At 71.8% G+C, this 20,348-nt stretch carries 18 protein-coding genes and 2 pseudogenes; 10 read left to right on the top strand and 10 right to left on the bottom strand.

Going from position 1 to position 20,348, the window contains the following annotated elements; genetic code table 11:
- Both BU198_RS06145 and mce read right to left on the bottom strand, forming a co-directional pair.
- Positions 1-702, bottom strand: a pseudogene (locus BU198_RS06145) (hypothetical protein); the annotation flags it as partial.
- 511 nt (positions 703-1,213) lie between these two features.
- Entirely contained in the window at positions 1,214-1,654 is a 441-nt protein-coding gene (gene mce, locus BU198_RS06140) for a methylmalonyl-CoA epimerase (protein ID WP_188295822.1), read from the bottom strand.
- 242 nt (positions 1,655-1,896) lie between these two features.
- On the opposite strand from mce, the gene BU198_RS06135 reads away from it, so the two are divergent.
- Positions 1,897-3,090 (top strand): acetyl-CoA C-acetyltransferase, encoded by a 1,194-nt coding sequence (locus BU198_RS06135; protein ID WP_188295821.1) that lies wholly within the window; start codon positions 1,897-1,899, stop codon positions 3,088-3,090.
- Positions 3,091-3,170: 80 nt separating this feature from the next.
- Positions 3,171-4,127, top strand: coding sequence for a methylmalonyl Co-A mutase-associated GTPase MeaB (meaB, locus tag BU198_RS06130; RefSeq protein ID WP_188295820.1), 957 nt, complete (start codon positions 3,171-3,173; stop codon positions 4,125-4,127).
- Between the two features lie 73 nt (positions 4,128-4,200).
- Here meaB and BU198_RS06125 read toward each other — a convergent pair whose 3' ends face one another.
- From BU198_RS06125 to BU198_RS06105, 5 genes are all read right to left on the bottom strand, one after another.
- On the bottom strand, positions 4,201-4,716 hold the full coding sequence (locus BU198_RS06125; RefSeq protein ID WP_188295819.1) for a MarR family winged helix-turn-helix transcriptional regulator: 516 nt from the start codon (positions 4,714-4,716) through the stop codon (positions 4,201-4,203).
- A gap of 40 nt (positions 4,717-4,756) precedes the next feature.
- Entirely contained in the window at positions 4,757-5,569 is an 813-nt protein-coding gene (locus tag BU198_RS06120) for an AIM24 family protein (protein WP_411293150.1), read from the bottom strand.
- 230 nt (positions 5,570-5,799) lie between these two features.
- Positions 5,800-6,450, bottom strand: a complete 651-nt coding sequence (locus BU198_RS06115; protein WP_188295818.1) for an AIM24 family protein — start codon at positions 6,448-6,450, stop codon at positions 5,800-5,802.
- Positions 6,450-7,088, bottom strand: a complete 639-nt coding sequence (locus tag BU198_RS06110) for an AIM24 family protein (RefSeq protein WP_188295817.1) — start codon at positions 7,086-7,088, stop codon at positions 6,450-6,452. Before BU198_RS06110 ends, BU198_RS06115 begins: the two co-directional genes overlap by 1 nt.
- Positions 7,089-7,168: 80 nt before the next feature.
- Positions 7,169-7,966: a DUF2127 domain-containing protein gene (locus tag BU198_RS06105; protein ID WP_188295816.1), complete on the bottom strand. Its 798-nt coding sequence runs from the start codon at positions 7,964-7,966 to the stop codon at positions 7,169-7,171.
- 267 nt (positions 7,967-8,233) lie between these two features.
- On the opposite strand from BU198_RS06105, the gene BU198_RS06100 reads away from it, so the two are divergent.
- The gene (locus BU198_RS06100) at positions 8,234-8,545 is read left to right on the top strand and encodes a DUF3817 domain-containing protein (RefSeq protein ID WP_411293149.1); all 312 of its coding nucleotides are present in this window, start codon (positions 8,234-8,236) and stop codon (positions 8,543-8,545) included.
- Positions 8,546-8,683: 138 nt separating this feature from the next.
- On the opposite strand, the gene BU198_RS06095 is transcribed toward BU198_RS06100, so the two are convergent.
- Positions 8,684-10,309, bottom strand: a complete 1,626-nt coding sequence (locus BU198_RS06095; protein ID WP_317619989.1) for a M4 family metallopeptidase — start codon at positions 10,307-10,309, stop codon at positions 8,684-8,686.
- 402 nt (positions 10,310-10,711) lie between these two features.
- On the bottom strand, positions 10,712-12,343 hold the full coding sequence (locus BU198_RS06090) for a M4 family metallopeptidase (protein ID WP_317619987.1): 1,632 nt from the start codon (positions 12,341-12,343) through the stop codon (positions 10,712-10,714).
- Positions 12,344-12,841: 498 nt separating this feature from the next.
- Here BU198_RS06090 and BU198_RS06085 point away from each other — a divergent pair, with 498 nt between their 5' ends.
- The 3 genes from BU198_RS06085 to BU198_RS06075 all read left to right on the top strand — a co-directional run bounded on the left by BU198_RS06085 (position 12,842) and on the right by BU198_RS06075 (position 15,663).
- Positions 12,842-13,378 carry a MarR family winged helix-turn-helix transcriptional regulator gene (locus BU198_RS06085; protein ID WP_188295812.1) on the top strand — a complete coding sequence of 179 codons (537 nt, stop codon included), beginning with the start codon at positions 12,842-12,844 and terminating at the stop codon, positions 13,376-13,378.
- A gap of 77 nt (positions 13,379-13,455) precedes the next feature.
- A complete protein-coding gene (locus tag BU198_RS06080; protein WP_188295811.1) occupies positions 13,456-13,797 on the top strand; it encodes a DUF3817 domain-containing protein in 342 nt (113 codons plus the stop codon).
- Between the two features lie 180 nt (positions 13,798-13,977).
- Positions 13,978-15,663 carry a methylmalonyl-CoA mutase gene (locus BU198_RS06075; protein WP_188295810.1) on the top strand — a complete coding sequence of 562 codons (1,686 nt, stop codon included), beginning with the start codon at positions 13,978-13,980 and terminating at the stop codon, positions 15,661-15,663.
- Between the two features lie 60 nt (positions 15,664-15,723).
- Here the strand turns inward: BU198_RS06075 and BU198_RS06070 are convergent, their stop codons facing one another.
- Positions 15,724-16,344: a TetR/AcrR family transcriptional regulator gene (locus BU198_RS06070; RefSeq protein WP_188295823.1), complete on the bottom strand. Its 621-nt coding sequence runs from the start codon at positions 16,342-16,344 to the stop codon at positions 15,724-15,726.
- 496 nt (positions 16,345-16,840) lie between these two features.
- Here BU198_RS06070 and BU198_RS06065 point away from each other — a divergent pair, with 496 nt between their 5' ends.
- The 4 genes and pseudogenes from BU198_RS06065 to BU198_RS06050 all read left to right on the top strand — a co-directional run.
- On the top strand, positions 16,841-17,833 hold the full coding sequence (locus tag BU198_RS06065) for a tetratricopeptide repeat protein (protein ID WP_188295809.1): 993 nt from the start codon (positions 16,841-16,843) through the stop codon (positions 17,831-17,833).
- Between the two features lie 738 nt (positions 17,834-18,571).
- Positions 18,572-19,243, top strand: coding sequence for a DUF6230 family protein (locus tag BU198_RS06060; RefSeq protein ID WP_188295808.1), 672 nt, complete (start codon positions 18,572-18,574; stop codon positions 19,241-19,243).
- A 125-nt stretch (positions 19,244-19,368) separates the two neighbouring features.
- Positions 19,369-20,061 carry a DUF6114 domain-containing protein gene (locus tag BU198_RS06055; protein WP_188295807.1) on the top strand — a complete coding sequence of 231 codons (693 nt, stop codon included), beginning with the start codon at positions 19,369-19,371 and terminating at the stop codon, positions 20,059-20,061.
- Positions 20,058-20,348: pseudogene (locus tag BU198_RS06050) on the top strand (hypothetical protein); the annotation flags it as partial. The gene BU198_RS06055 and the pseudogene BU198_RS06050, both read left to right, overlap by 4 nt.

The following is a 20,348-nucleotide window of genomic DNA, read 5'->3' as shown; positions in this document are numbered from 1 at the left end:
GTCCACGTCGGCGGCGGCCTGGGCACCGGCCTGCTGGGCCTGCTCGGAGGCGGCGCGCAGCAGGCGCTCGGCATCGGTCTGGGCCCGGTGGAGGGCGGCCTCGGCGGCGGCCTGGGCCTCACCGCGGGCGGCGTCCACGTCGGCGGCGGTCCTGGCGCGGGCCTGGTCGGCGAGGGCGACGGCCTCCGCACGGGCGGCGGCGACCATCCGCTCGGATTCGGCGCGGGCCTCCTGGAGCAGCCGCTGGGCCTCCTGCTCGGAGCCGGCCCTGGTCTGCTCGGCCCAGCCGTTGACGTGCTGCTCGGCGGAGCGCCGCAGCTCGGCGAGCTCGTCTTCGAGCTGGCGGCGGCGGGCGGTGAGCTCGGCCTCCAGCCGGGAGGTGCGCTCGGCGGCCTCGGCCATGATCCGCTGGGTGGCGGCCTGGGAGTCGCGCAGCTGGCGCTCGGCGTCGGCGCGCAGCTGCTGGGCCTGCATCTCGGCGGTGCGGAGCATCTGCTCGGCCTGGCCGGAAACGGCGTCGAAGGCGCGCGGCTGGGCGAGCATGCGGCGGGACTCGTGCAGCTTCGCCCGGAGCACCTCCACCTGGTAGGCGAGGTCCTCGGCATGCTCGACTGCCTTGTCCCGCTCCTTCCGAGTCCGACCCATCTCGGCCTCGAACTGGGAGAGGTGATCGTCAACCTCGTAGCGGTCGTTGCCCCGCACTCCGCGGTCCCATCCATCTCCTGGTCGCGTCCTCGACCCGGCCGGTGCCGGGCTCCCGTTTTCCGGGGGCCGGTCCGACTGGTCCTTGCATCCGCGGCCGGTGGACGGCTCCCCGCCAATCAGGGGCCGCCCGCCGCGGTCGTCGGAGTCCGGGGCGCGGGAGCGCGGGATTTTCCGCGTTCCCCCGTCCGAGTGGACTCCTGGGCGAACTCTTGCCTTGTGGAGAATGGTGACAGATCCGTCTTGCGACTGTTCAGCCGTGCCCGCGTAATGGACTCCCCTTGCGACGGGCCCACCACCGGAGGGCGGACGGGCCTGTCATCGGCCGTGCCCGTCGCCTCCGTCCCCCGGAGCCTTCGCGCACCTGGGCATTGTAGTGGGAGCGCACCGCGGGGGAATGGCCGCAGGGGGGTTTTCCGGCTCTTCCGGCCAGGTTACTGACGGGTCATGACCGACGGGGCGTCGGTTGCCGCCCGGGGCGCCGCACGCCCCGGGGCGGTCCTGGCACCGATCAGTGCCCGTCCTGGGCCTGCTGTGCGGAGGTGACCAGCTCGGTCAGCACGCCGCCGCAGTCCTTGGGGTGCAGGAAGGTGATCCGCGACCCCATCGAGCCGCTGCGCGGCTGGTCGTAGAGGACCCGGACGCCCTTGTCCCTGATGGCCTCGGAGTCGCCGTCCACGTCCGCGGTGCCGAAGGCGATGTGGTGCACGCCCTCGCCGTTCTTCTCCAGCCACTTGCCCACCGGGGAGTCGGTCCTGATGGGCTCCAGCAGCTGGAGGTAGGAGGCTGCGCCGTCGTCGGTGCCGTTGATCCTCAGCATGGCCTCGCGGACGCCCTGCTCCTCGTTGACCTCGGAGTGGAAGACCTCGAAACCGTACGTGGCGCGGTAGAACTCGACCGTCTTGTCGAGGTCTCGGCAGGCGATGCCGATGTGGTCGATGCGGGTCAGCACGGTGACCTCCGGGTGGTGGGGAGAAGGTGCACCCAGTGCAGCGCATGGCCGGCGACGGACGCCAGTACCCGGCGTGCGAGCCTGCTCACACGGTCGGCGGTTCACCCGGACCGGGTCGGCACGGTGTTGACTGGATGGTGCCAGTGCGCTCGATCACACCGTCGCTCCGGTGACGGGCGGGTAACAGGTCAGTACATTGAGCGCATTCTCACCTGGCCACGACGTGCGAAGGGGCCCGTCCCATGACCAACACCACCTCTGTGATCGTTGCCGGTGCGCGGACCCCGATGGGCCGCCTGCTCGGCTCCCTGAAGGGCTTCTCGGGCGCCGACCTCGGCGGCGTCGCGATCAAGGCGGCCCTGGAGCGGGCCGGTGTCACCGGCGACCAGGTCCAGTACGTGATCATGGGCCAGGTGCTCCAGGCCGGCGCCGGCCAGATCCCGGCCCGCCAGGCCGCCGTCAAGGCCGGCATCCCGATGAGCGTCCCGGCGCTGACGATCAACAAGGTCTGCCTCTCCGGCCTCGACGCCATCGCGCTGGCCGACCAGCTGATCCGGGCCGGCGAGTTCGACATCGTGGTCGCCGGCGGCCAGGAGTCGATGACCAACGCCCCGCACCTGCTGCCGAAGTCCCGCGAGGGTTTCAAGTACGGCGCGATCGAGATGCTCGACGCGATGGCGTACGACGGCCTCACCGACGCCTACGAGAACATCCCGATGGGCGAGTCCACCGAGAAGCACAACACCCGCCTGGGCATCCCGCGCGAGGCGCAGGACGAGATCGCCGCTGCCTCCCACCAGCGGGCGGCCAAGGCGCAGGCCGACGGCGTCTTCGACGCCGAGATCGCCCCGGTCGCCGTCCCGCAGCGCAAGGGCGAGCCGGTGCTGTTCAGTCAGGACGAGGGCATCCGCGCCGACACCACCGTGGAGGGCCTGGCCAGGCTGCGCCCGGCCTTCACCAAGGACGGCACGATCACGGCCGGCACCTCCTCGCAGATCTCCGACGGCGCCGCCGCCGTGGTCGTGATGAGCAAGGCCAAGGCCGAGGAGCTGGGGCTGACCTGGCTCGCCGAGATCGGCGCCCACGGCAACGTGGCAGGCCCGGACAACTCGCTCCAGTCGCAGCCGTCCAACGCGATCAGGCACGCGCTGGCCAAGGAGGGTCTGGAGGTCGCCGACCTCGACCTGATCGAGATCAACGAGGCGTTCGCGGCCGTCGCCCACCAGTCGATGAAGGACCTGGGCGTCTCCTCCGACATCGTCAACGTCAACGGCGGTGCCATCGCGCTCGGCCACCCGATCGGGATGTCCGGCGCCCGCGTGGTGCTGACCCTGGCGCTGGAGCTCCAGCGCCGCGGCGGCGGGGTCGGCGCGGCCGCGCTGTGCGGCGGCGGCGGCCAGGGCGACGCGCTGATCGTGCGCGTCCCGAAGGTCTGACCGGCCGATCCGGCCTCCAGGGCTGCGGACCGCCACCAGCGGTCCGCAGCCCCTTTCGGCATCTGCGCTAGGAGCTCCTGATGATCGATGTCGCCACGCTGGTCGAGCAGGCCCGGGAGGGCCGGCCGAGGGCGGTCGCCCGGCTGATCACGCTGGTCGAGAACGCCGCTCCGCAGCTTCGGGAGGCGATGGCCGCGCTCGCGCCGTACACCGGGCGGGCGTACACGGTGGGCCTGACCGGCTCGCCCGGGGTCGGCAAGTCCACCTCCACCTCGGCGCTGGTCTCGGCCTACCGGCGGCTCGGCAAGCGGGTCGGGGTGCTGGCCGTCGACCCGTCCTCGCCGTTCTCCGGCGGCGCGCTGCTGGGCGACCGGGTCCGGATGCAGGACCACGCCACGGACCCCGAGGTGTTCATCCGCTCGATGGCCACCCGCGGCCACCTCGGCGGGCTCTCCTGGGCGGCGCCGCAGGCGCTGCGGGTGCTGGACGCGGCCGGCTGCGAGGTGATCCTGGTCGAGACCGTCGGGGTGGGCCAGTCCGAGGTGGAGGTCGCCGCCCAGGCCGACACCACCGTGGTGCTGCTGGCCCCCGGGATGGGCGACGGCATCCAGGCCGCCAAGGCCGGGATCCTGGAGATCGGCGACGTCTTCGTGGTCAACAAGGCCGACCGGGACGGCGCCGACGCCACCGCCAGGGAGCTCAACCACATGCTGGGCCTCGGCGAGGCCAGGGAGGCGGGGGACTGGCGCCCGCCGATCGTCAAGACCGTCGCGGCGCGCGGCGAGGGCGTGGACGAGGTGGTCGAGGCGCTGGAGAAGCACCGCGCCTGGCTGGAGGAGCACGGCGAGCTGGCCGCGCGGCGCCGCCGCAGGGCCGCCGAGGAGATCGAGGCGATCGCGCTGGCCGAACTGCGCGCCCGGATCGGCGACCTGCGCGGGGACCGGCACCTGGCCGTGCTGGCCGAGCGGGTGGCCGGGGGCGCGCTGGACCCGTACGGCGCGGCCGACGAACTGGTCGCGGGCCTGACCACGAGCTGAGCGGTTCCCCCGCCGCCCCGCCGCGGTCACGGTCGCGGCGGGGCGGCGGGGAACCGCGATGGGCTGCCGGGCCCTACGGTCGGCCGCGGAGGCCGCGCAGGTGTTCCGCGATCGGGGCGAGGGCCTCGTACATGGCGTCGAGCTGTTCCTCGGTGAAGCGGTCGATGAAGTGCGCCCGGACGCTGCGCACGTGGTCGGGGGCGACCCGCTGCATGGTCTCCCAGCCGTGCTCGGTGAGGTGGGCGTAGAGGCCCCGGCGGTCGCCGGGGCATTCCTGGCGGAGCACCAGACCGGCGTTCTCCATGCGGGTGATCTGGTGGGAGAGGCGGCTCTTCGACTGGAGGGTCGCGGTCGCGAGGTCGGTCATCCGCAGCCGGCGGTCCTGGGCCTCGGAGAGCACGACCAGGATCTCGTAGTCGTTGATCGCCAGGTTGTGCGGCTGGAGTTCACGGCTGAGCTGGTACTCCAGCAGCTTGGCGACCTCCAGATGGGCGCGCCACATCCGCTGCTCCCTGGCGGTCAGCCAGGGAGTCTCCTCCTCGGGCTGCGACGGAGGGGTGGCCGCAGTGTCGATCGTGTGCGATTCCATGCCGTCCAGCATAGCCGATTTAGTTCAATCTTGTACGAGTTTACAGGCCGAAACGTCGTCCGAGGTCGCCCAGGTTACCGAGGCCCGGTACGTTCGGATTCCCGCCGGCCTGGGCCGCCGGCTGGTTCGGCACTCCGCCGACCGGCACTCCCGCCTCCGCGTCGACCTGCCCGACCGAGCGCTCCGCCAGCAGCTTCTCACTGGACTGCAACAGCACCTGGCCGGCGCCGATGAACTCGAACTGGTGCTCCTCGCCGGAGGCGCCGCCGAGGCCGGTCAGCCGGCGCAGGCCGCCGATCAGCCCGTGCATGTAGTCGTGGTCGTAGTGGTGGCACGGCGCCGGGCAGTCCGCCCAGCCGACCAGCGCCTGCGGGTCCACCCGCAGCGGCGGCTCGACGAAGTGCACGGGGCCGTTGGAGGCGGCGACGAAGCGGCCGGTGCCGAGCAGGGTCAGGAAGCCGGGGATGATCGACTGCTTGAGCCGCAGCGCCGGGTCGAAGGCCAGCAGGTTGCCGGAGCGGACGGTCAGGTTGCCGTCCTCCAGGTCGTACGAGTTGAGGTCGTACGCCCGGTCGGCCAGCAGCAGTTTGCCGCGGCCCTCGGCGACCACCCAGTCCGACGCGTGCATCGGCGAGTTGAAGTGCTGCCCGAGCATCCGGTCGAGCGCCCCGGCGCCGACGCCCTTGAAGGTGATGTCGCCGTAGTAGGCGACCATCTTGCCCTTCTGGAGGAAGTACGAGCCGTTCAGCTCGACCGAGAAGGCGTACGGGTTGACGTTGTCGCCGGCCGGCAGGCTGTGGACGTCCCACACCACCGGCCCGGTGCCGCCGTGGCCGCTCGGCAGCGGGGCCACCGGGCCGCCGAACTGCTCCTGGGCGTACGGCTGTTGCTGGGCGTACGGCTGCTGCTGGGGCTGCTGGGCGGGCGGCGGCGGTGGCGGGTAGCCCTGCTGCGGGTACCCGCCGGGCGGCGGCGGATAGCCCTGCTGCGGGCCGTGGTTCGGCGGTGGCGGCGGGACCGCGAAGCCGGGCTGGGTCTGCTGGTCGTGCGGCGAGCCGTACGGGGGCTGCGGCGGGTAGGACATCAGAGCTTCTCCTCGCTCGCCTGGACGTACACCGCGCCCTGTCCGGACAGCTCCAGCTGGAACGCCTCGCCCGAGCCGCGGCCGATCATGTCGCGCCAGCCGAGCGCGGTGGACAGCTTGTTGCGTACGTCGCCGCGGTGCGCCACGTACGCCTGCGGGTCGACGTGCACCGACTGGCCGGGGACGATGGGCAGTTCGAAGACGCCGCCGTGGGCCATCACCGCGACCGACCCCTGGCCCTCCAGCTTGGTGGTGAACAGGCCCTGCCCGGTGACCTGGCCGCGGACCATGCCCATCACCCCGCCCTGCGAGCCCATGAACATGGTGGACTGCCGCAGGGTGCCCTCGAAGGCGAGCAGCCGGTCCGCCTCGACGTACAGGGTGTCGCCGAACAGGTCGATCACGTGGACGTGGTGGCCGCCGTGGCCGAACATCACCCGGCCCTGGCCCTCGACGGTCATCAGCGGGGTGTCCTCGTTGGCCACCCGGCGGCCGATCATCGACATCACGCCGCCCTGGCCGCCGGTGATGTTCGGCGTGAAGCGGACCTCGCCGCTGTAGGCGAGCATCGCGCCGCGCTGGCTGAACAGCCGCTGCCCGGGCAGCACCTGGGCCTCGACCATCTTGCCGTTGATCTTCGTGAAGCCCATCAGACGTCACCCCCGATGGTGGTCTTCTCGGAGGGCTGCACGTACACCAGACCTTCCCCGGTGAACTCGATCTGGACGGCCTCGCCGCCGCCCTCGCCCATCACCGTGGTCCAGCCCGCGCCCGACTTCAGGCTGCGGTGCAGGGTGCCGGTGTGCGCCACGTACGCGCCCGGGTCCACCCGCAGCGGCATGCTCTTGTCGACCCGCAGGATGACCGCGGGGCCGTTGGAGGTGAGGGCCGCCCAGCCGTGCCCCTCCACCTTGGTGGTGAACAGGCCGTTGCCGGAGGACATGCCGTTCAGCCCGGTGAAGCTGGTGCCGGTGTGCAGGCCTGATTCGGTGCAGAGCAGGTTGTCCGACTCGACGTACAGCGTCTCGCCGTTCAGCCGGACGAGGCTGATCTCGGTGGCCTTGTCGGCGAAGTAGCAGGTGCCCTGTCCCTTCACCTCCATGACCGTCATCTTCTCGCCGGTCAGTCGTCGGGTGACCATGCCGCGCAGGCCGTCCCCGCCGCCGGTCAGTTTCTTGAAGGCCATCTGCCCGGTGTAGGCGACCATCGAACCGTGTCGCGCCTTGACGCCGTCCCCGCCCAGCTCGACGGCGAGCACGCGTGATCCCTGGAGTCTGAACTGTGCCACGGCCGCAATCTAGCCGCTGTGGAGGCGATACGGGGAGAGTGCGCGGGCCAACTGGTACCGGGCTGCGACAAACGCGCCGGTCAGGTCCGGGCGCGCGCCCCCTGTCCGGGGCCCGGAACGGTCCCGGCCGCCTGTTCGACCTCCAGCAGCGACGCCGAGTGGCGCTCCGCCTCGAAGGCGGCCACGCCGCCGCGCAGCCCGAACAGGCGCTTGGAGAGTATGATCCAGAGCACCGCCGCGATGTTCAGCACCAGGGTGCAGATCTTCAGCGCGCTGACGTGGTGGCTCAACTCGTAGCCCTCCAGCGGCAGGAAGGCCGCGGTGGCGACCACCGTCAGGTACTCGGCCCAGCGCTTGTTCAGCCAGAGGCCGACCGCCTCGATGATCTCGATCGCCGCGTAGACGAGCAGCGCGCCCGCGACGATCAGCAGGGTGCTCTTCCTGAACTCGAAGGTCTTGCGGATCGTCTCGACGATCGGCGCGTGTTCGAGGTCCCAGTGGAAGTGGTCGGTGACCGGCCTGAAGACGGTGAGGTTCTCGTCGAAGACCCGGTGCACCGCGTCCTGGCTGTTGGAGAACTTCCACACGGCCCAGGCGACCAGGATGATCAGCAGCCCGCGCAGCACCCGCTCGACGGCCAGGAAGCGCAGGATGAACAGGTCCCGCAGCGCCTTGCCGCGGGGCACCAGCGGGGCCTCGTCGGCGGGGCCGGAGCCGTGCGGGGCGCCCAGCGCGAAGTCGCCGCAGCGCAGGCAGCGCCAGGCGTCGCCGAGGGCGGTCGAGGCGTGCAGCCGGGAGGCCAGCCCAGGCTCGGTCGGCGCGTAGGTGACGTGGCCGCGTTTGGCGCAGGTCCTGCGGTCCCAGTCGCGTGTGAACATGCGGTGACTACCCCCGTGTGCGATGCGTCGGCGCCCGGATCGGTGGGCGCGCGGGCAGCAGGATAGGGGCTTCCGGGGGCGGGCGGTCCCGCCCGGCGGGGTTCCGGCACACAGCTGTGACACGGCCGGCGGGCGCTGTGAGATCGGGCACGGCGGCCACCCCCGGCCGGGGGCCGGGGCGTGTGCTCGGCGATAATGGGCCGAAGGCTTGTGAGTCGCTTCACAAGCTCGCCCGCGCCTCCGACCCCACGTATTGAGGAACCCATCGTGAACAGCAGCGCCGTCCACCGCCTGCGCCTGGTCTCCGGCCCCGAAGGGGTCTCCTTCATCCTGCTGCTGATCTGCTCGGTGCTGAAGCGGACCACCTCGTTCGACGCCGTCCCGGTGATGGGCATGGTCCACGGCGTGCTGTTCATCCTGTACGTGGTCTTCTGGATCCAGGCCTGGCAGACGCAGAAGTGGGACGCCAAGCGCGGCGTCCTGATGTTCGTGCTCGCGGTGGTGCCCACCGGCGGTTTCTTCGCCGAGCGGATGCTGGCCAAGGAGGAGCGGGGCGAGCTCAAGCCCGCCACCGCCTGATCCCCGGCTTCCGCGTGGACGGTCGACAGGCTGCCACGGCCTCCTCTCCCAAAGGGCCGCGGCAGCCTGTCGCCGTTTCTTACCGGGAGTGGCTCGGGCCGGGCGGGCCGGCGTTCGGCGCCCGGTCGACGGGTGTCGCTAGTTGACGCTCACCGCGCTCCAGGCGGCCGCGACCGTGTTGTACTCGGTGCTGCTCGCGCCGTACAGGTCGGTGGCGGCCTTCAGGGTCGCGGTGCGGGCGGCCTTGTAGTTGGTGGTGGAGGTCATGTAGACGGTCAGCGCGCGGTACCAGATCGCGGCCGCCTTGGTCCGGCCGATGCCGGTGATCTTCGATCCGTTGGAGGTCGGGCTGTTGTAGCTGACCCCGTTGATGACCTTCGACCCGCTGCCCTCGGCGAGCAGGAAGAAGAAGTGGTTGGCGACGCCCGAGGAGTAGTGGACGTCCTTGTTGCCGACGGTGGAGGACCAGTAGTCGGCCGAGGCCCCGTCCTTGGACGGCTTGTCCATGTAGCGCAGCGGGGTGCCGTTGTTGTTGATGTTGAGCTTCTCGCCGATCAGGTAGTCCGGCGGGTCGGCCGGCAGGTTGGCGGACCACTCGACCATGGTGCCGAAGATGTCCGAGGTGGCCTCGTTGAGGCCGCCGGACTCGCCGGAGTAGTTGAGGTTCGCGGTGGCGGAGGTGACGCCGTGGCTCATCTCGTGGCCGGAGACGTCGATGGCGGTCAGCGGGCGGGAGTTGCCGGAGCCGTCGCCGTACGTCATGCAGAAGCAGGAGTCGTCCCAGAACGCGTTGACGTAGTTGGTGCTGTAGTGCACCCGGCTGGAGGCGCCGACGCCGTTGTTCTTGATGCCGTTGCGGCCGAAGGTGTTCTTGTAGTAGTCCCAGGTGGCCGCCGCGCCGAACTGGGCGTCCACGCCGGCGGATTCGCGGTTGGAGGCCAGGCCGTTGCCGAAGCTGTTGGTGGTGTTGGCGAACAGCGTGCCGCTGCCCGAGGTGCCGCCCTTGAGGTCGGTGGTGGACTGGTTGCCCCGGGAGGCGTCCTTCAGCTGGTAGGAGCTGCCGCTCTGGGTGGTGGTCAGCGTGACGGTACCGACGTTGACGCCCTTGCCGGTGCCGGTCGCGGTCTGCACCTGCTCGTCGGTGGCGAGCACCTGGCCGGTGGCGGCGTCGGTGACCACCTCCTGGCGGCTCGGGGTGCCGTCCGCGCGCTGGCCCTCGACCACTGTGCGGTGGGCCAGTCGCGGGGTGCCGTCGGCGGCCCAGAGGACCAGCTCGGGCGCACCGGCGCCGTCGACCCGGCTGAGCGCGGCCTCGTCCGCGTCGGCGGCGATGCCGACGGTCGCCCGCACCGCGGCGGTGGCCGCCTCGGCGGCCTGGGGCGCGGCGAGGCCCGGGGTCAGGCTCGACACCGAGAGCTGTCCGGCGAAGGCGCGGTCGACGGACTTCACCGAGCCGTGGGCCTTCTGGTGGACGACCAGGTCGCCGCCGATCACCGGGAGGCCCGCGTAGGTCCGGTCGTACCGCAGGTGACGGGTGCCGTCCCGGTCCACCACCACGTCCTTGGGCACCAGCTTCTCCTGGCCGCCGAGGGCGAGGGCCTGCGCGACCGGGGCGCTCTGCCCGGAGGCCAGCGCGAGCAGCGCGGACTGCTGCTGCGCCGGCGAGGGGGCGGCGGCCTGGGCGGGGACGGCGGCGATCTGGATGACGCCGGCGAGCAGGGCGGTGGCGGAGAGTACGGCTCCGACAGTCAGCTTTCGCTTCACGTGCGGGGGTTCCTTCCACGAGACCCGCGAGGTGCGTGCGGGTGCGCCACGTACCGGGGCGCCGGGGTTGGCACCTTGGGGGCGGTAGGGCGCGGACGTGCCGGTCCCGTGCGGTTCCTGACACTCCGCCGGGAAGTGGGTGGGGCGGCGGAGGGTCGGACGGGACTTGGTCAGAAGCATGACAATTGTTGGCAGGGATGGACAGGCCGCCTCCGGGGATTGGCGGAGAATCGCCAACTCCGGTAACGGATGGTTCGGTTGCCGCCCGATGCCCGGTTTCGCCGGGTTCGTCGCGGCTGGCGGGACTCCGCCAGCCGGACGGCCTTGACAGCCGCCGGCGACGGCGGACGCCCGGGTCCTCCCGCCGGAGGCCCCGGGCGCCGGACGCGCTGTCCGGGTACGTCAGCCGACGTTGACGGCGGCCCAGGTCGCGGCGACGGCCGCGTACTCGGCGCTGCTCGCGCCGTAGAGGTCGGCGGCGGCCTTCAGGGTGCCGGTGCGGGCCGCCGCGTAGTTGGTGGTGGAGGTGAAGTAGGTGGTCAGCGCGCGGTACCAGACCGCGGCGGCCTTGTCCCGGCCGATGCCGGCGAGGGTCGAGCCGTTGGAGGTCGGGCTGTTGTACGCGACGCCGTTGACGGTCTTGGCGCCGCTGCCCTCGGCGAGCAGGTAGAAGAAGTGGTTGGCGACGCCGGAGGAGTAGTGGACGTCCAGGTTGCCGACCGAGGACGACCAGTAGTCGGCCGAGCGCCCGTCCTTGGACGGCTGGTCCATGTAGCGCAGCGGCTTGCCGTCACCGTTGATGTTGATCTGCTCGCCGATCAGGTAGTCCGGCTTGTCGGCGGCCAGGTTGGCGGACCACTCGACCATCGTGCCGAAGATGTCCGAGGTGGCCTCGTTGAGGCCGCCGGACTCGCCGGAGTAGTTGAGGTTCGCGGTGGCGGAGGTGACGCCGTGGCTCATCTCGTGGCCGGCCACGTCCAGGGCGGTCAGCGGGTGGGTGTTGCTCGTGCCGTCGCCGTACGTCATGCAGAAGCAGCTGTCGTTCCAGAAGGCGTTGACGTAGTTGCGGCCGTAGTGGACCCGGCTGGTGGCGCCGACGCCGTCGTTCTTGATGCCGCTGCGGCCGAAGGTGTTCTTGTAGAAGTCCCAGGTGGCGGCGGCGCCGAACTGGGCGTCCACGGCGGCCGACTGGCCGTTGGAGACGGTGCCGTCGCCCCAGGCGTTGTCCGCGTCGGTGTACAGGGTGCCGTTGCCCGAGGTCTTGCCCTTGAGGTCGCTGGTGGACTGGCCGCCGCGGGAGGCGTCCTTCAGCTGGAAGGCCGACCCGCTCTGGGTGGTGGTCAGCGGGACGCTGCCGACGAAGACGCCCTTGCCGGTGCCGGCGGCGGTCTGCACCTGCTCGTGGGTGGAGAGCACCTGGCCGGTGGCGGCGTCGGTGACCAGCAGCTGGCTGCTCGGGGTGCCGTCGGCGCGCAGGCCCTCGACGGTGGTCCGGTAGGCCAGCCGCGGGTTGCCGTCGGCGGCCCAGACCACCAGCTTCGCGGCGCCGGTCTGGCGCACCTCGGTCAGCGGGGACTCGTCCTCGTCGGCGGCGATGCCCACGGTGGACTGCACGGCACCGGTCGCCTGGGCGGCGGCCTGGTCGGCGGGGATCCGCGGGGTGAGGTTCGGCAGGGCGATGGTCGCGCCGGTGGCCTTGTCCACGGAGGCGGTCGAGCCGTCCGCCTTCTGGTGCACCACCAGGTCCCCGCCCAGCACCGGGAGGCCGGCGAAGGTGCGCTCGTAGCGCAGGTGGCGGGTGCCGTCGGCGTCCACCACGGCGTCCTTGGCGACGAGCCGCTCCTGGCCGCCGAGGGCCAGGGTCTGCGCCACCTTGCCCGCCTGGCCGTCGGCCAGGGCTATCAGATCGGCGCGCTGCCGGCCGTCCCTGGCGTGCGGGGCGGGGTCCGCGACGGCCACGGTGCTGATCTGGACGACACCGGTGAGCAGGGTGGTGGCGGAGAGTACGGCGACTGCGGCGAGCTTTCGCTTCACGAACGAGTCCTTCCGGGAAACCGCGAGCGGACGCGGTCGCACCGCGTTCCGGGCGCCGGGGACGGCACCTGAGGGGCGGAACGGGCGCTGACGTACTGCTCCCCGTGCGGTCGGAACGGCTTCGCCACCGGTGGGTGGGGGCGGTGGCTGCCGTACGGGGCTGGTCGAAAGCATGACAATCAAGCACGTCAAATGACAGGTCTCGATCATGGATTGGCCAAGTCCCGCCAAAGCGGGGGAATGTGAACGAGCGGACAAAAGGGGCGAATCACCCGCCCGTGCGGCGGGTTACCGCCCGAACCGAGGCCTGCTGGTGCGGCGCCGGCCCGATCCGGGGTCAACCACGGGGTGCCGGGCGCCCGTTGGTGCGCGTTCATACCGGCGCAATGTCCTGGTATGGACCTGGCCGTCCGGTTGGCGGGTTCCCGCCACGTGTCGCGCTTGTCCACCATCAGGACGGCTGGTAGCACACGTCCCTTCCGCCGGTACGGTAAGGGGGTGGCCAAGCCCCTCGCTCTCGACTTCGATCCGATCGCCCGTGCCGACGAGCTGTGGACCCGCCGTTGGGGCGGAGTCCCCTCGATGGCGGCGATCACCTCGGTCATGCGCGCCCACCAGATCCTGCTGTCCCGGGTGGACGCGGTGCTCAAGCCGTACGGGCTGACCTTCGCCCGCTACGAGGCGCTGGTGCTGCTGACCTTCAGCCGCACCGGCGAGCTCTCGCTCTCCAAGATCGGCGAGCGGCTCATGGTCCACCCGACCAGCGTCACCAACACCGTCGACCGCCTGGAGCGGGCCGGCCTGGTCGCCCGCCGCCCCAACCCGCTGGACGGCCGCGGCGTGCTGGCCGCGATCACCGGGCGCGGCCGCGAGGTGGTCGAGGAGGCCACCCGGGAGCTGATGGCGATGGAGTTCGGGCTGGAGGAGTACGACGCCGGGCAGTGCCGCCAGGTGTTCGAACTGCTCAGGCCGCTGCGGGTCGCGGCCGGCGACTTCGCCGAGCCGGCCGAGGGGGCTGCGAAGGAGACGGTGTGAAGGCGGCTACCCTCGTGTAAGCGGTGCGCGGATCCGGGGCGTACCGGCCGAGAATGCCGAGCGAGGCGAGGAAGATCATGAAGGCGACCCCCCTGCTGGGCTGGTACCGGGCCCTGGCCGTCGCGACCGGCGTGGCACTGCTGGTGTTCTGCGGCTTCATGGTGGCGAAGTACGGCTTCGACGCCGCCAAGGACGTCACCACCTACGTCGCGATGCTGCACGGCTACCTCTACATCGGGTACTTCGTGGTGACCTTCATGCTCGGGCAGAAGCTGAAGTGGCCGATGGGCCGGCTGGTGCTCACCCTGGCGGCTGGCTGCATCCCCTTCCTCTCCTTCGTCTTCGAGCGCAAGGTGGCCGGCGAGGCCGCCGAGAAGCTCGCGGCGGGCACCGGCGAGCGCCAGCCGGCCGGCGTCTGAGCCGGACCTCGCGTCTTTCCAGAGGGCCCCTTCCTCGCTGTCCTGGGGAGGGGCCCTCCGTCGTCCCGATCTGGGGGCGTCATCCGTCGACAAATAGTAGGACGTCCGAGTAAATTGTTAGGACGTCCTACTAGCTGCCGCCCGTCTCCGTGGCGGCCGTACGGAGCGGAGTTCGGGGTCATGGACGCCGAGGAGATCGAGCGCGGCCGGCAGCGCTGGCAGCAGCGGTACGACAGGGCCCGCACGCGTGACGCGGACTTCACCACCCTCTCCGGCGACGAGGTCGAGCCGGTCTACGGCCCGCCCGCCGGGCAGGCCTACGAGGGATTCGAGCGGATCGGCTGGCCGGGCGAGTACCCGTACACCCGCGGTCTGCACCCGACCGGCTACCGGGGCCGCACCTGGACCATCCGGCAGTTCGCCGGCTTCGGCAATGCTCAGCAGACCAACGAGCGCTACCGGATGATCCTGGACGCGGGCGGCGGCGGCCTCTCGGTCGCCTTCGACATGCCCACCCTGATGGGCTACGACTCGGACGACCCCAAGTCGCTCGGCGAGGTCGGCCACTGCGGCGTGGCCATCGACTCGGCCGCCGACATGGAGGTGCTGTTCGCCGGCATCCCGCTCGGCGAGGTCACCACCTCGATGACGATCAGCGGCCCGGCCGTCCCGGTCTTCTGCATGTACCTGGTGGCCGCCGAGCGCCAGGGCGTCGACCCGGCGGTGCTCAACGGCACCCTCCAGACGGACATCTTCAAGGAGTACATCGCCCAGAAGGAGTGGCTCTTCGCGCCCGAGCCGCACCTGCGCCTGATCGGCGACCTGATGGCGTACTGCGCCCAGGGCATCCCGGCGTACAAGCCGCTGTCCGTCTCCGGCTACCACATCCGCGAGGCCGGGGCGACGGCCGCGCAGGAGCTGGCGTACACCCTCGCGGACGGCTTCGGCTACGTCGAGCTGGGGCTGTCCCGCGGCCTGGACGTGGACGTCTTCGCGCCCGGCCTGTCCTTCTTCTTCGACGCGCACCTGGACTTCTTCGAGGAGATCGCCAAGTTCCGCGCCGCCCGCCGGATCTGGGCCCGCTGGATGCGCGACCGCTTCGGCGCCAAGACCGACAAGGCGCAGTGGCTGCGCTTCCACACCCAGACCGCGGGCGTCTCGCTGACCGCGCAGCAGCCGTACAACAACGTGGTCCGCACCGCCGTCGAGGCGCTGGCCGCGGTGCTCGGCGGCACCAACTCGCTGCACACCAACGCCCTGGACGAGACCCTGGCGCTGCCCTCCGAGCAGGCCGCCGAGATCGCCCTGCGCACCCAGCAGGTGCTGATGGAGGAGACCGGCGTCGCCAACGTGGCCGACCCGCTGGGCGGTTCCTGGTACGTCGAGGCGCTGACCGACCGGATCGAGCAGCAGGCCGAGGCGATCTTCCAGCGGATCCTGGACAAGGGCAGCGAGGACCACGAGATCGGCCCGATCACCTCCGGCATCCTGCGCGGCATCGAGGAGGGCTGGTTCACCGGGGAGATCGCCGAGGCGGCCTTCCAGTACCAGCAGTCGGTGGAGAAGGGCGACAAGCGCGTGGTCGGCGTCAACTGCCACCCGCGCAGCGTCACCCCGGAGCTGGAGATCCTGCGGGTCAGCCACGAGGTCGAGCGCGAGCAGGTCCGGGCGCTGAAGGAGCGCAAGGCGGCCAGGGACGAGGCGGCGGTCCGGGCCGGGCTGGACGCCATGCTGGCGGCGGCGCGCTCGGGCGAGTCGATGATCCCGCCGATGCTGGACGCGGTGCGGGCCGAGGCGACGCTGGGCGAGATCTGCAACGCGCTGCGGCAGGAGTGGGGGACGTACCAGGAGAACGCGATGTTCTGAGGCCGTGGCCGACGAGGAGCCGCCGTACGGGAGCCCGTGCGGCGGCTCCTCGCCGTGTGCTCAGCCGGCGGTGAGCGGGCCGAGCAGCAGGTCGGTGAAGCGGCGGGTCCACTCGGCGGTGATCGGCTCGCCGCTGACCAGGACGCGGTGCTCGACGGTGCCCGCGATGGTGTCGAAGATGATGTCGACCTCCTCGCGGGCCGCGTCGGCGTCGGTGTCCGCGGCCAGCTCGCCGCGCACCTGGGCGGCCGTCCGGCCCTGGCGGACCAGCCGCTTCTGCGGGTCCACGATGGCCTCGCGGATGCGGCGGCGCAGCTGCCGGTCGCGGGTGCCCTCGGCGAACAGCGCGAGCAGCGCGGCCTGGGTCTCAGGGCGGGCCAGCAGGTCGGCGAACTGGGCCACCACGGCCTCGATGTCGGCCCGGAGGCTGCCCAGGTCGGGCATCTCCAGCTCGTCGAAGAGGCTGGCGACGGCGTCCACCACGAGTTCGTTCTTGGACGGCCAGCGGCGGTAGAGGGTGGTCTTGGCGACCCCGGCGCGGCTCGCCACGTGGCCCATGGTCAGCCCGCCCCAGCCGAGTTCGGCCAGGGTCTCGCGGGTGGCGTCGAGGATCGCGCGGTCGGCGGCGGCGCTGCGCGGGCGCCCCTTGGCCCGGACGGCGCCCGCGGGCTCCGGGGTCAGGGCCAGGGCCGCGGCGGCCGGGTCCGGCCGCGCCTGGTCCGTGCTCTCCGTGTTCTCCGTGCTCTCTGCGGGCTCCGTGCTTTCCGCGGGCTCCGCGGACCCCGGGATCGCTGGGGGCTGGGCGGCCGGCACCGGGCCTCCTTGCGCTCTACTGGTAAGTAACTTGGGCGGGGCTGGTAACGGTAGCGACTGTTCGCCGATTCGGGGAGCCGGGTGTCACGGGAAAGTGGGGCAGGTCACGTCCCCGAACCGCCGGTGGGGCTTGCGGGCGGGGCACCGCCTCCAGTTACGCTACGACTCGTAGCGAAAGCAGTGACGACCAGGCGCCGCATCCCGTGGGACGGGGCGGCGCGGGCGCGGGTGGGGATCCGCGCCGAACGGTTCAGGCTACCGGGGGAGGGGCGCGACGCCCGGGAATCCGCGTCGCGCGGCCCGTGCGGTGCGACTTTCCCGGGGTTGGTGCCCGCCGGCAGCGCCGACGGGGGAGGATGGTGCCATGCAGCCACGGAATTCGCGTCTCAACAGTGCCGCCCTGCGCGGTGCGGTCGACCTCGCCGCAGTGAAGGCGGCCGGCGAAGCCGCCCAGAAGGCCGAGCAGGCCCGGGCCGAGCGGGCCCGTCAGGCGGCCGCCGCCGAGTCGGCCGGAGTCGCCCCCGCCCAGTCCGCGTACCAGCTCGTGATCGACGTCACCGAGGACACCTTCGAGACCGAGGTCGTCCAGCGCTCCACCGAGGTGCCGGTCGTCATCGACTTCTGGGCCGAGTGGTGCGGGCCCTGCAAGCAGCTGAGCCCGGTCCTGGAGGGGCTGGTCGAGGAGTACGCCGGCCGCTTCGTGCTCGCCAAGATCGACGTGGACGCCAACCCGCAGCTCTCCCAGCAGTTCGGCATCCAGGGCATCCCGGCCGTGATGGCCGTGGTGGCCGGTCAGCTGGTGCCGCTGTTCCAGGGCGCGGAGAGCGCCGCGAACATCCGCAAGATCCTGGACCAGCTGATCCTGGTCGCCGAGCAGCGCTTCGGCGTGGCCGGCGGTGCGGCCGCCCCGGGCGAGGCCCAGGCCGCCGCCTCGCAGTACCCCGAGGACCCGGCGCTGGCCGCCGCGCACGACGCGCTGGACGCCGGCGACCTGGCCGGTGCCATCCAGGCCTACCGGAACGTGCTGGCCGAGGAGCCGGGCAACACCGAGGCCAGGCTGGGCCTGGCCCAGGCCGAACTGCTCCAGCGGATCGAGGGCCTGGACCTCCAGGCCGTCCGGGCGGCGGCCGCGGCCGACCCGAAGGACGTCGGGGTCCAGCTCCAGGCGGCCGACCTGGACCTGGTCGGTGGTCACGTCGAGGACGCCTTCGGGCGTCTGGTCGCCACCGTCGGGCGGACGGCCGGCGAGGACCGGGACACCGCCCGGCTGCGCCTGCTGGAGCTGTTCGAGGTGATCGGCCCGGAGGACCCGCGGGTCGTCGCGGCCCGTACGGCACTGGCGCGCGTGCTGTTCTGAGCCGTTGGGCGGTGCCTCGCCTTGTGCCCGGCCCCGCGCCCGGTTCGGGCCCGTCGGCTGGCATCTCGGATGACCTGCGGTGTCGCCTGGTGATTTGGCGACAATCCGGTCAACTGGACAGAGGTTTACCAAATCTTGATTTCACCCGCGGGTGGTCACCACGTGTGACCACCCGCGGGTGTTTCGCTGGTGTTTCCGGCGGATTTCGCCATCACGGTTTCTCCAGAGGGTCACGCACGGTGCAGGCGGCGCGGATTCCATGATCAACGTCGCCTGATGTTGCATTACCCGTCAGTAAGGCACCTCTTGTGCTTCGCCCGGGATTCAAGCACGATCGGCCACGCCCGGTCCCGGGCTCCACACCCTCCGGCCACAGGTCGGCACGCGGAGCGCGGGATCCCCACCGGGTGATCCGTCGGCCCAGGCCGACGGGAGGGAGGGCAGGGGGGTATCCGCGGTCCCACGGCGGTTCCTGTCCTTCGACCGGCCGCGCGGCCCTGCGCGGTCGCTGGTTGTCGCTCGGGGGTGATCGCCGATGTCGTCGGTCCTGCCCGTCGTCCCGCAAGGACGTCCGGTGCCGGGACGGGAGGTCCGCCGCACGCGGGCCGTTCCCGCGTCCGACGACGCCCAAGGCGCTCTCCGCTACCGAGGACGTAGCTCTCTCCCATCCCAGGCCCCCACCGGTGCGGGACGCGCCGCCGGGGAGCCGGAGATGTACGTCCTAGAAGGAGGACTCGCATGTCCAAGACCTACGGCAAGACCCGCTGGAAGCGCTTCGCACTGGTGATGGTGCCGAGCGTCGCGGCCACCGCGATGGTCGGCGTCTCGATCGCCAACAGCGCGCTCGCCGCCTCGTTCAGCATTTCCGGCCAGCAGTTCAAGGTCAGCACCGACACGCTGCACGGCACCAACTTCGCCCAGTTCGGCTCGATCGACATCGAGGCGAACGGCAAGCCGCACCCGGTCGCGGTCTCGGCCTTCGACCACGCCACCATCACCAACCTGTGCCAGTCGGTGGTGACGGACCTGACCGCGTTCGGCATGGGCAAGATCACCCTGCAGCTGCACGCCGGTACGGACAAGGACAAGCCGGTCGAGGCCACGAACCTGCTGATCGACCTGGAGCAGCTGAACGCGGACGCGACCTTCACCGACATCAACATCGGTCAGGACGCCTCCACCCTCTCGGGCACGGCCACCCAGGGCTGGACCCCGCACGCGGGCGTCACCAAGGGCGGCGGCGGCGCCGGCCTGCCGACCGGTGCGACCGGGTTCGCCCAGTCCGCCAAGGTCGCCGACCTGAGCGGCGTCCAGCAGACCGCGCGGGCCACCTCGGCCGGCACGTTCGTGCTGAACGGCCTGAACCTCTCCCTCAAGAGCGGTGACGGCAAGGGCAACGAGTGCTTCTGAGCCTCGCCTGACGGTGCGCCGGACCGGCGTGCCCGAGTGACGGCACGCGGCCGGGGGCGGTCTTCCACCGCCCCCGGCCCATCCCCCATTGTTCTTCCCTCGTAGCGACGTCGAGGAGTTGCACCATGTCCAGCGCAACGGTCGAGACGCGGCCCCGCCAGCAGAACCCCGTCGGGTGGCTCTGGCGGCACTTCCGTGAATTCCGCCGCACCAGGCCCTTCTGGGGTGGACTGCTGGCCATGATCGCCGGCGTCCCGATCCTCTACTTCCCTTACGCCCACCTGTCGTTCGGTGGTCTGACCATCGCGATGTCCACCACGGCCGGTGCCGGATCGATGATCATCGGGGTCCTGATGATCATCCTCGGGCTGACCGCCTGGTTCCAGCCCGCGGTGCGCGTCTTCGCGGGCATCGCGACCATCCTGCTGACGCTGGTCTCGATCCCGGTCTCCAACCTCGCGGGCTTCGGCCTGGCACTGCTGCCGGGCCTGATCGGCGGCGGGCTGATGGTCTCCTGGGCCCCGGTGCCGGAGGCCGAGCCGGCGGCGAAGGCCGGGCGTCGGCACCGGGCCGAGGACGCCGGGGGCGTCGCGGCCGGGAACACCGTGGCGCAGAGCGTCGCCGCCGGGCCGGCCGCCGGACCTGCCGGGGCCGTCGCGGCGGGATCCGCCGAGGCGCCCACCGCCGAACTGCCCGCCCAGGGTGGGCCGCAGGCCGCCGGACCGGCTGCCACCGGCGGCACTTCCGAAGCCACCGAAGCCGCCGGAGCGGCCGTCCCGAAGCAGCCCGGAGCCGTGGACCAGGAGGAGGCGCGGTGACCGGGCCGGCCGAGCAAGCCGACGGTACGACCGTTCCCGCGCAGCGCTCCGGCCGGCACGCGGCCCCGCGCACGCCCGTACGGATCCGGCTGAGAGGCCGCGCGCTGGCGATGGCGGCGGTGCCGACCGCGCTGCTGATGGCCGCGGCCTACACGCCCAACCCGGCGGTCGCCGAGTCCGCGGCGGGCAAGCCCTGCGGCACCGCGCCGGCCATGGTGCCGGACGTCGCGCCGATCGAGACGCCGGTGCCCAGGAGCGAGCTGCCCGAGCCGCCGCCAGGACCGTCC

It is taken from the genome of Streptomyces sp. CBMA156 (assembly GCF_014596515.1).
GTDB lineage: Bacteria > Actinomycetota > Actinomycetes > Streptomycetales > Streptomycetaceae > Kitasatospora.
Note: the sequence above shows the minus strand (reverse complement) of the source record. Positions and strands in the feature narration are given on the sequence as shown.

Bases quoted from the DNA above. Each gene is read 5' to 3' on its own strand.
- BU198_RS06055 (WP_188295807.1), top strand. From the start codon at position 19,369: ATGTCCAGCGCAACGGTCGAGACGCGGCCCCGCCAGCAGAACCCCGTC.
- BU198_RS06060 (WP_188295808.1), top strand. From the start codon at position 18,572: ATGTCCAAGACCTACGGCAAGACCCGCTGGAAGCGCTTCGCACTGGTG.
- BU198_RS06115 (WP_188295818.1), bottom strand. From the start codon at position 6,450: ATGGGCTTCACGAAGATCAACGGCAAGATGGTCGAGGCCCAGGTGCTG.
- BU198_RS06080 (WP_188295811.1), top strand. From the start codon at position 13,456: ATGAAGGCGACCCCCCTGCTGGGCTGGTACCGGGCCCTGGCCGTCGCG.
- BU198_RS06075 (WP_188295810.1), top strand. From the start codon at position 13,978: ATGGACGCCGAGGAGATCGAGCGCGGCCGGCAGCGCTGGCAGCAGCGG.
- BU198_RS06105 (WP_188295816.1), bottom strand. From the start codon at position 7,966: ATGTTCACACGCGACTGGGACCGCAGGACCTGCGCCAAACGCGGCCAC.
- BU198_RS06125 (WP_188295819.1), bottom strand. From the start codon at position 4,716: ATGGAATCGCACACGATCGACACTGCGGCCACCCCTCCGTCGCAGCCC.
- BU198_RS06065 (WP_188295809.1), top strand. From the start codon at position 16,841: ATGCAGCCACGGAATTCGCGTCTCAACAGTGCCGCCCTGCGCGGTGCG.
- meaB (WP_188295820.1), top strand. From the start codon at position 3,171: ATGATCGATGTCGCCACGCTGGTCGAGCAGGCCCGGGAGGGCCGGCCG.
- BU198_RS06135 (WP_188295821.1), top strand. From the start codon at position 1,897: ATGACCAACACCACCTCTGTGATCGTTGCCGGTGCGCGGACCCCGATG.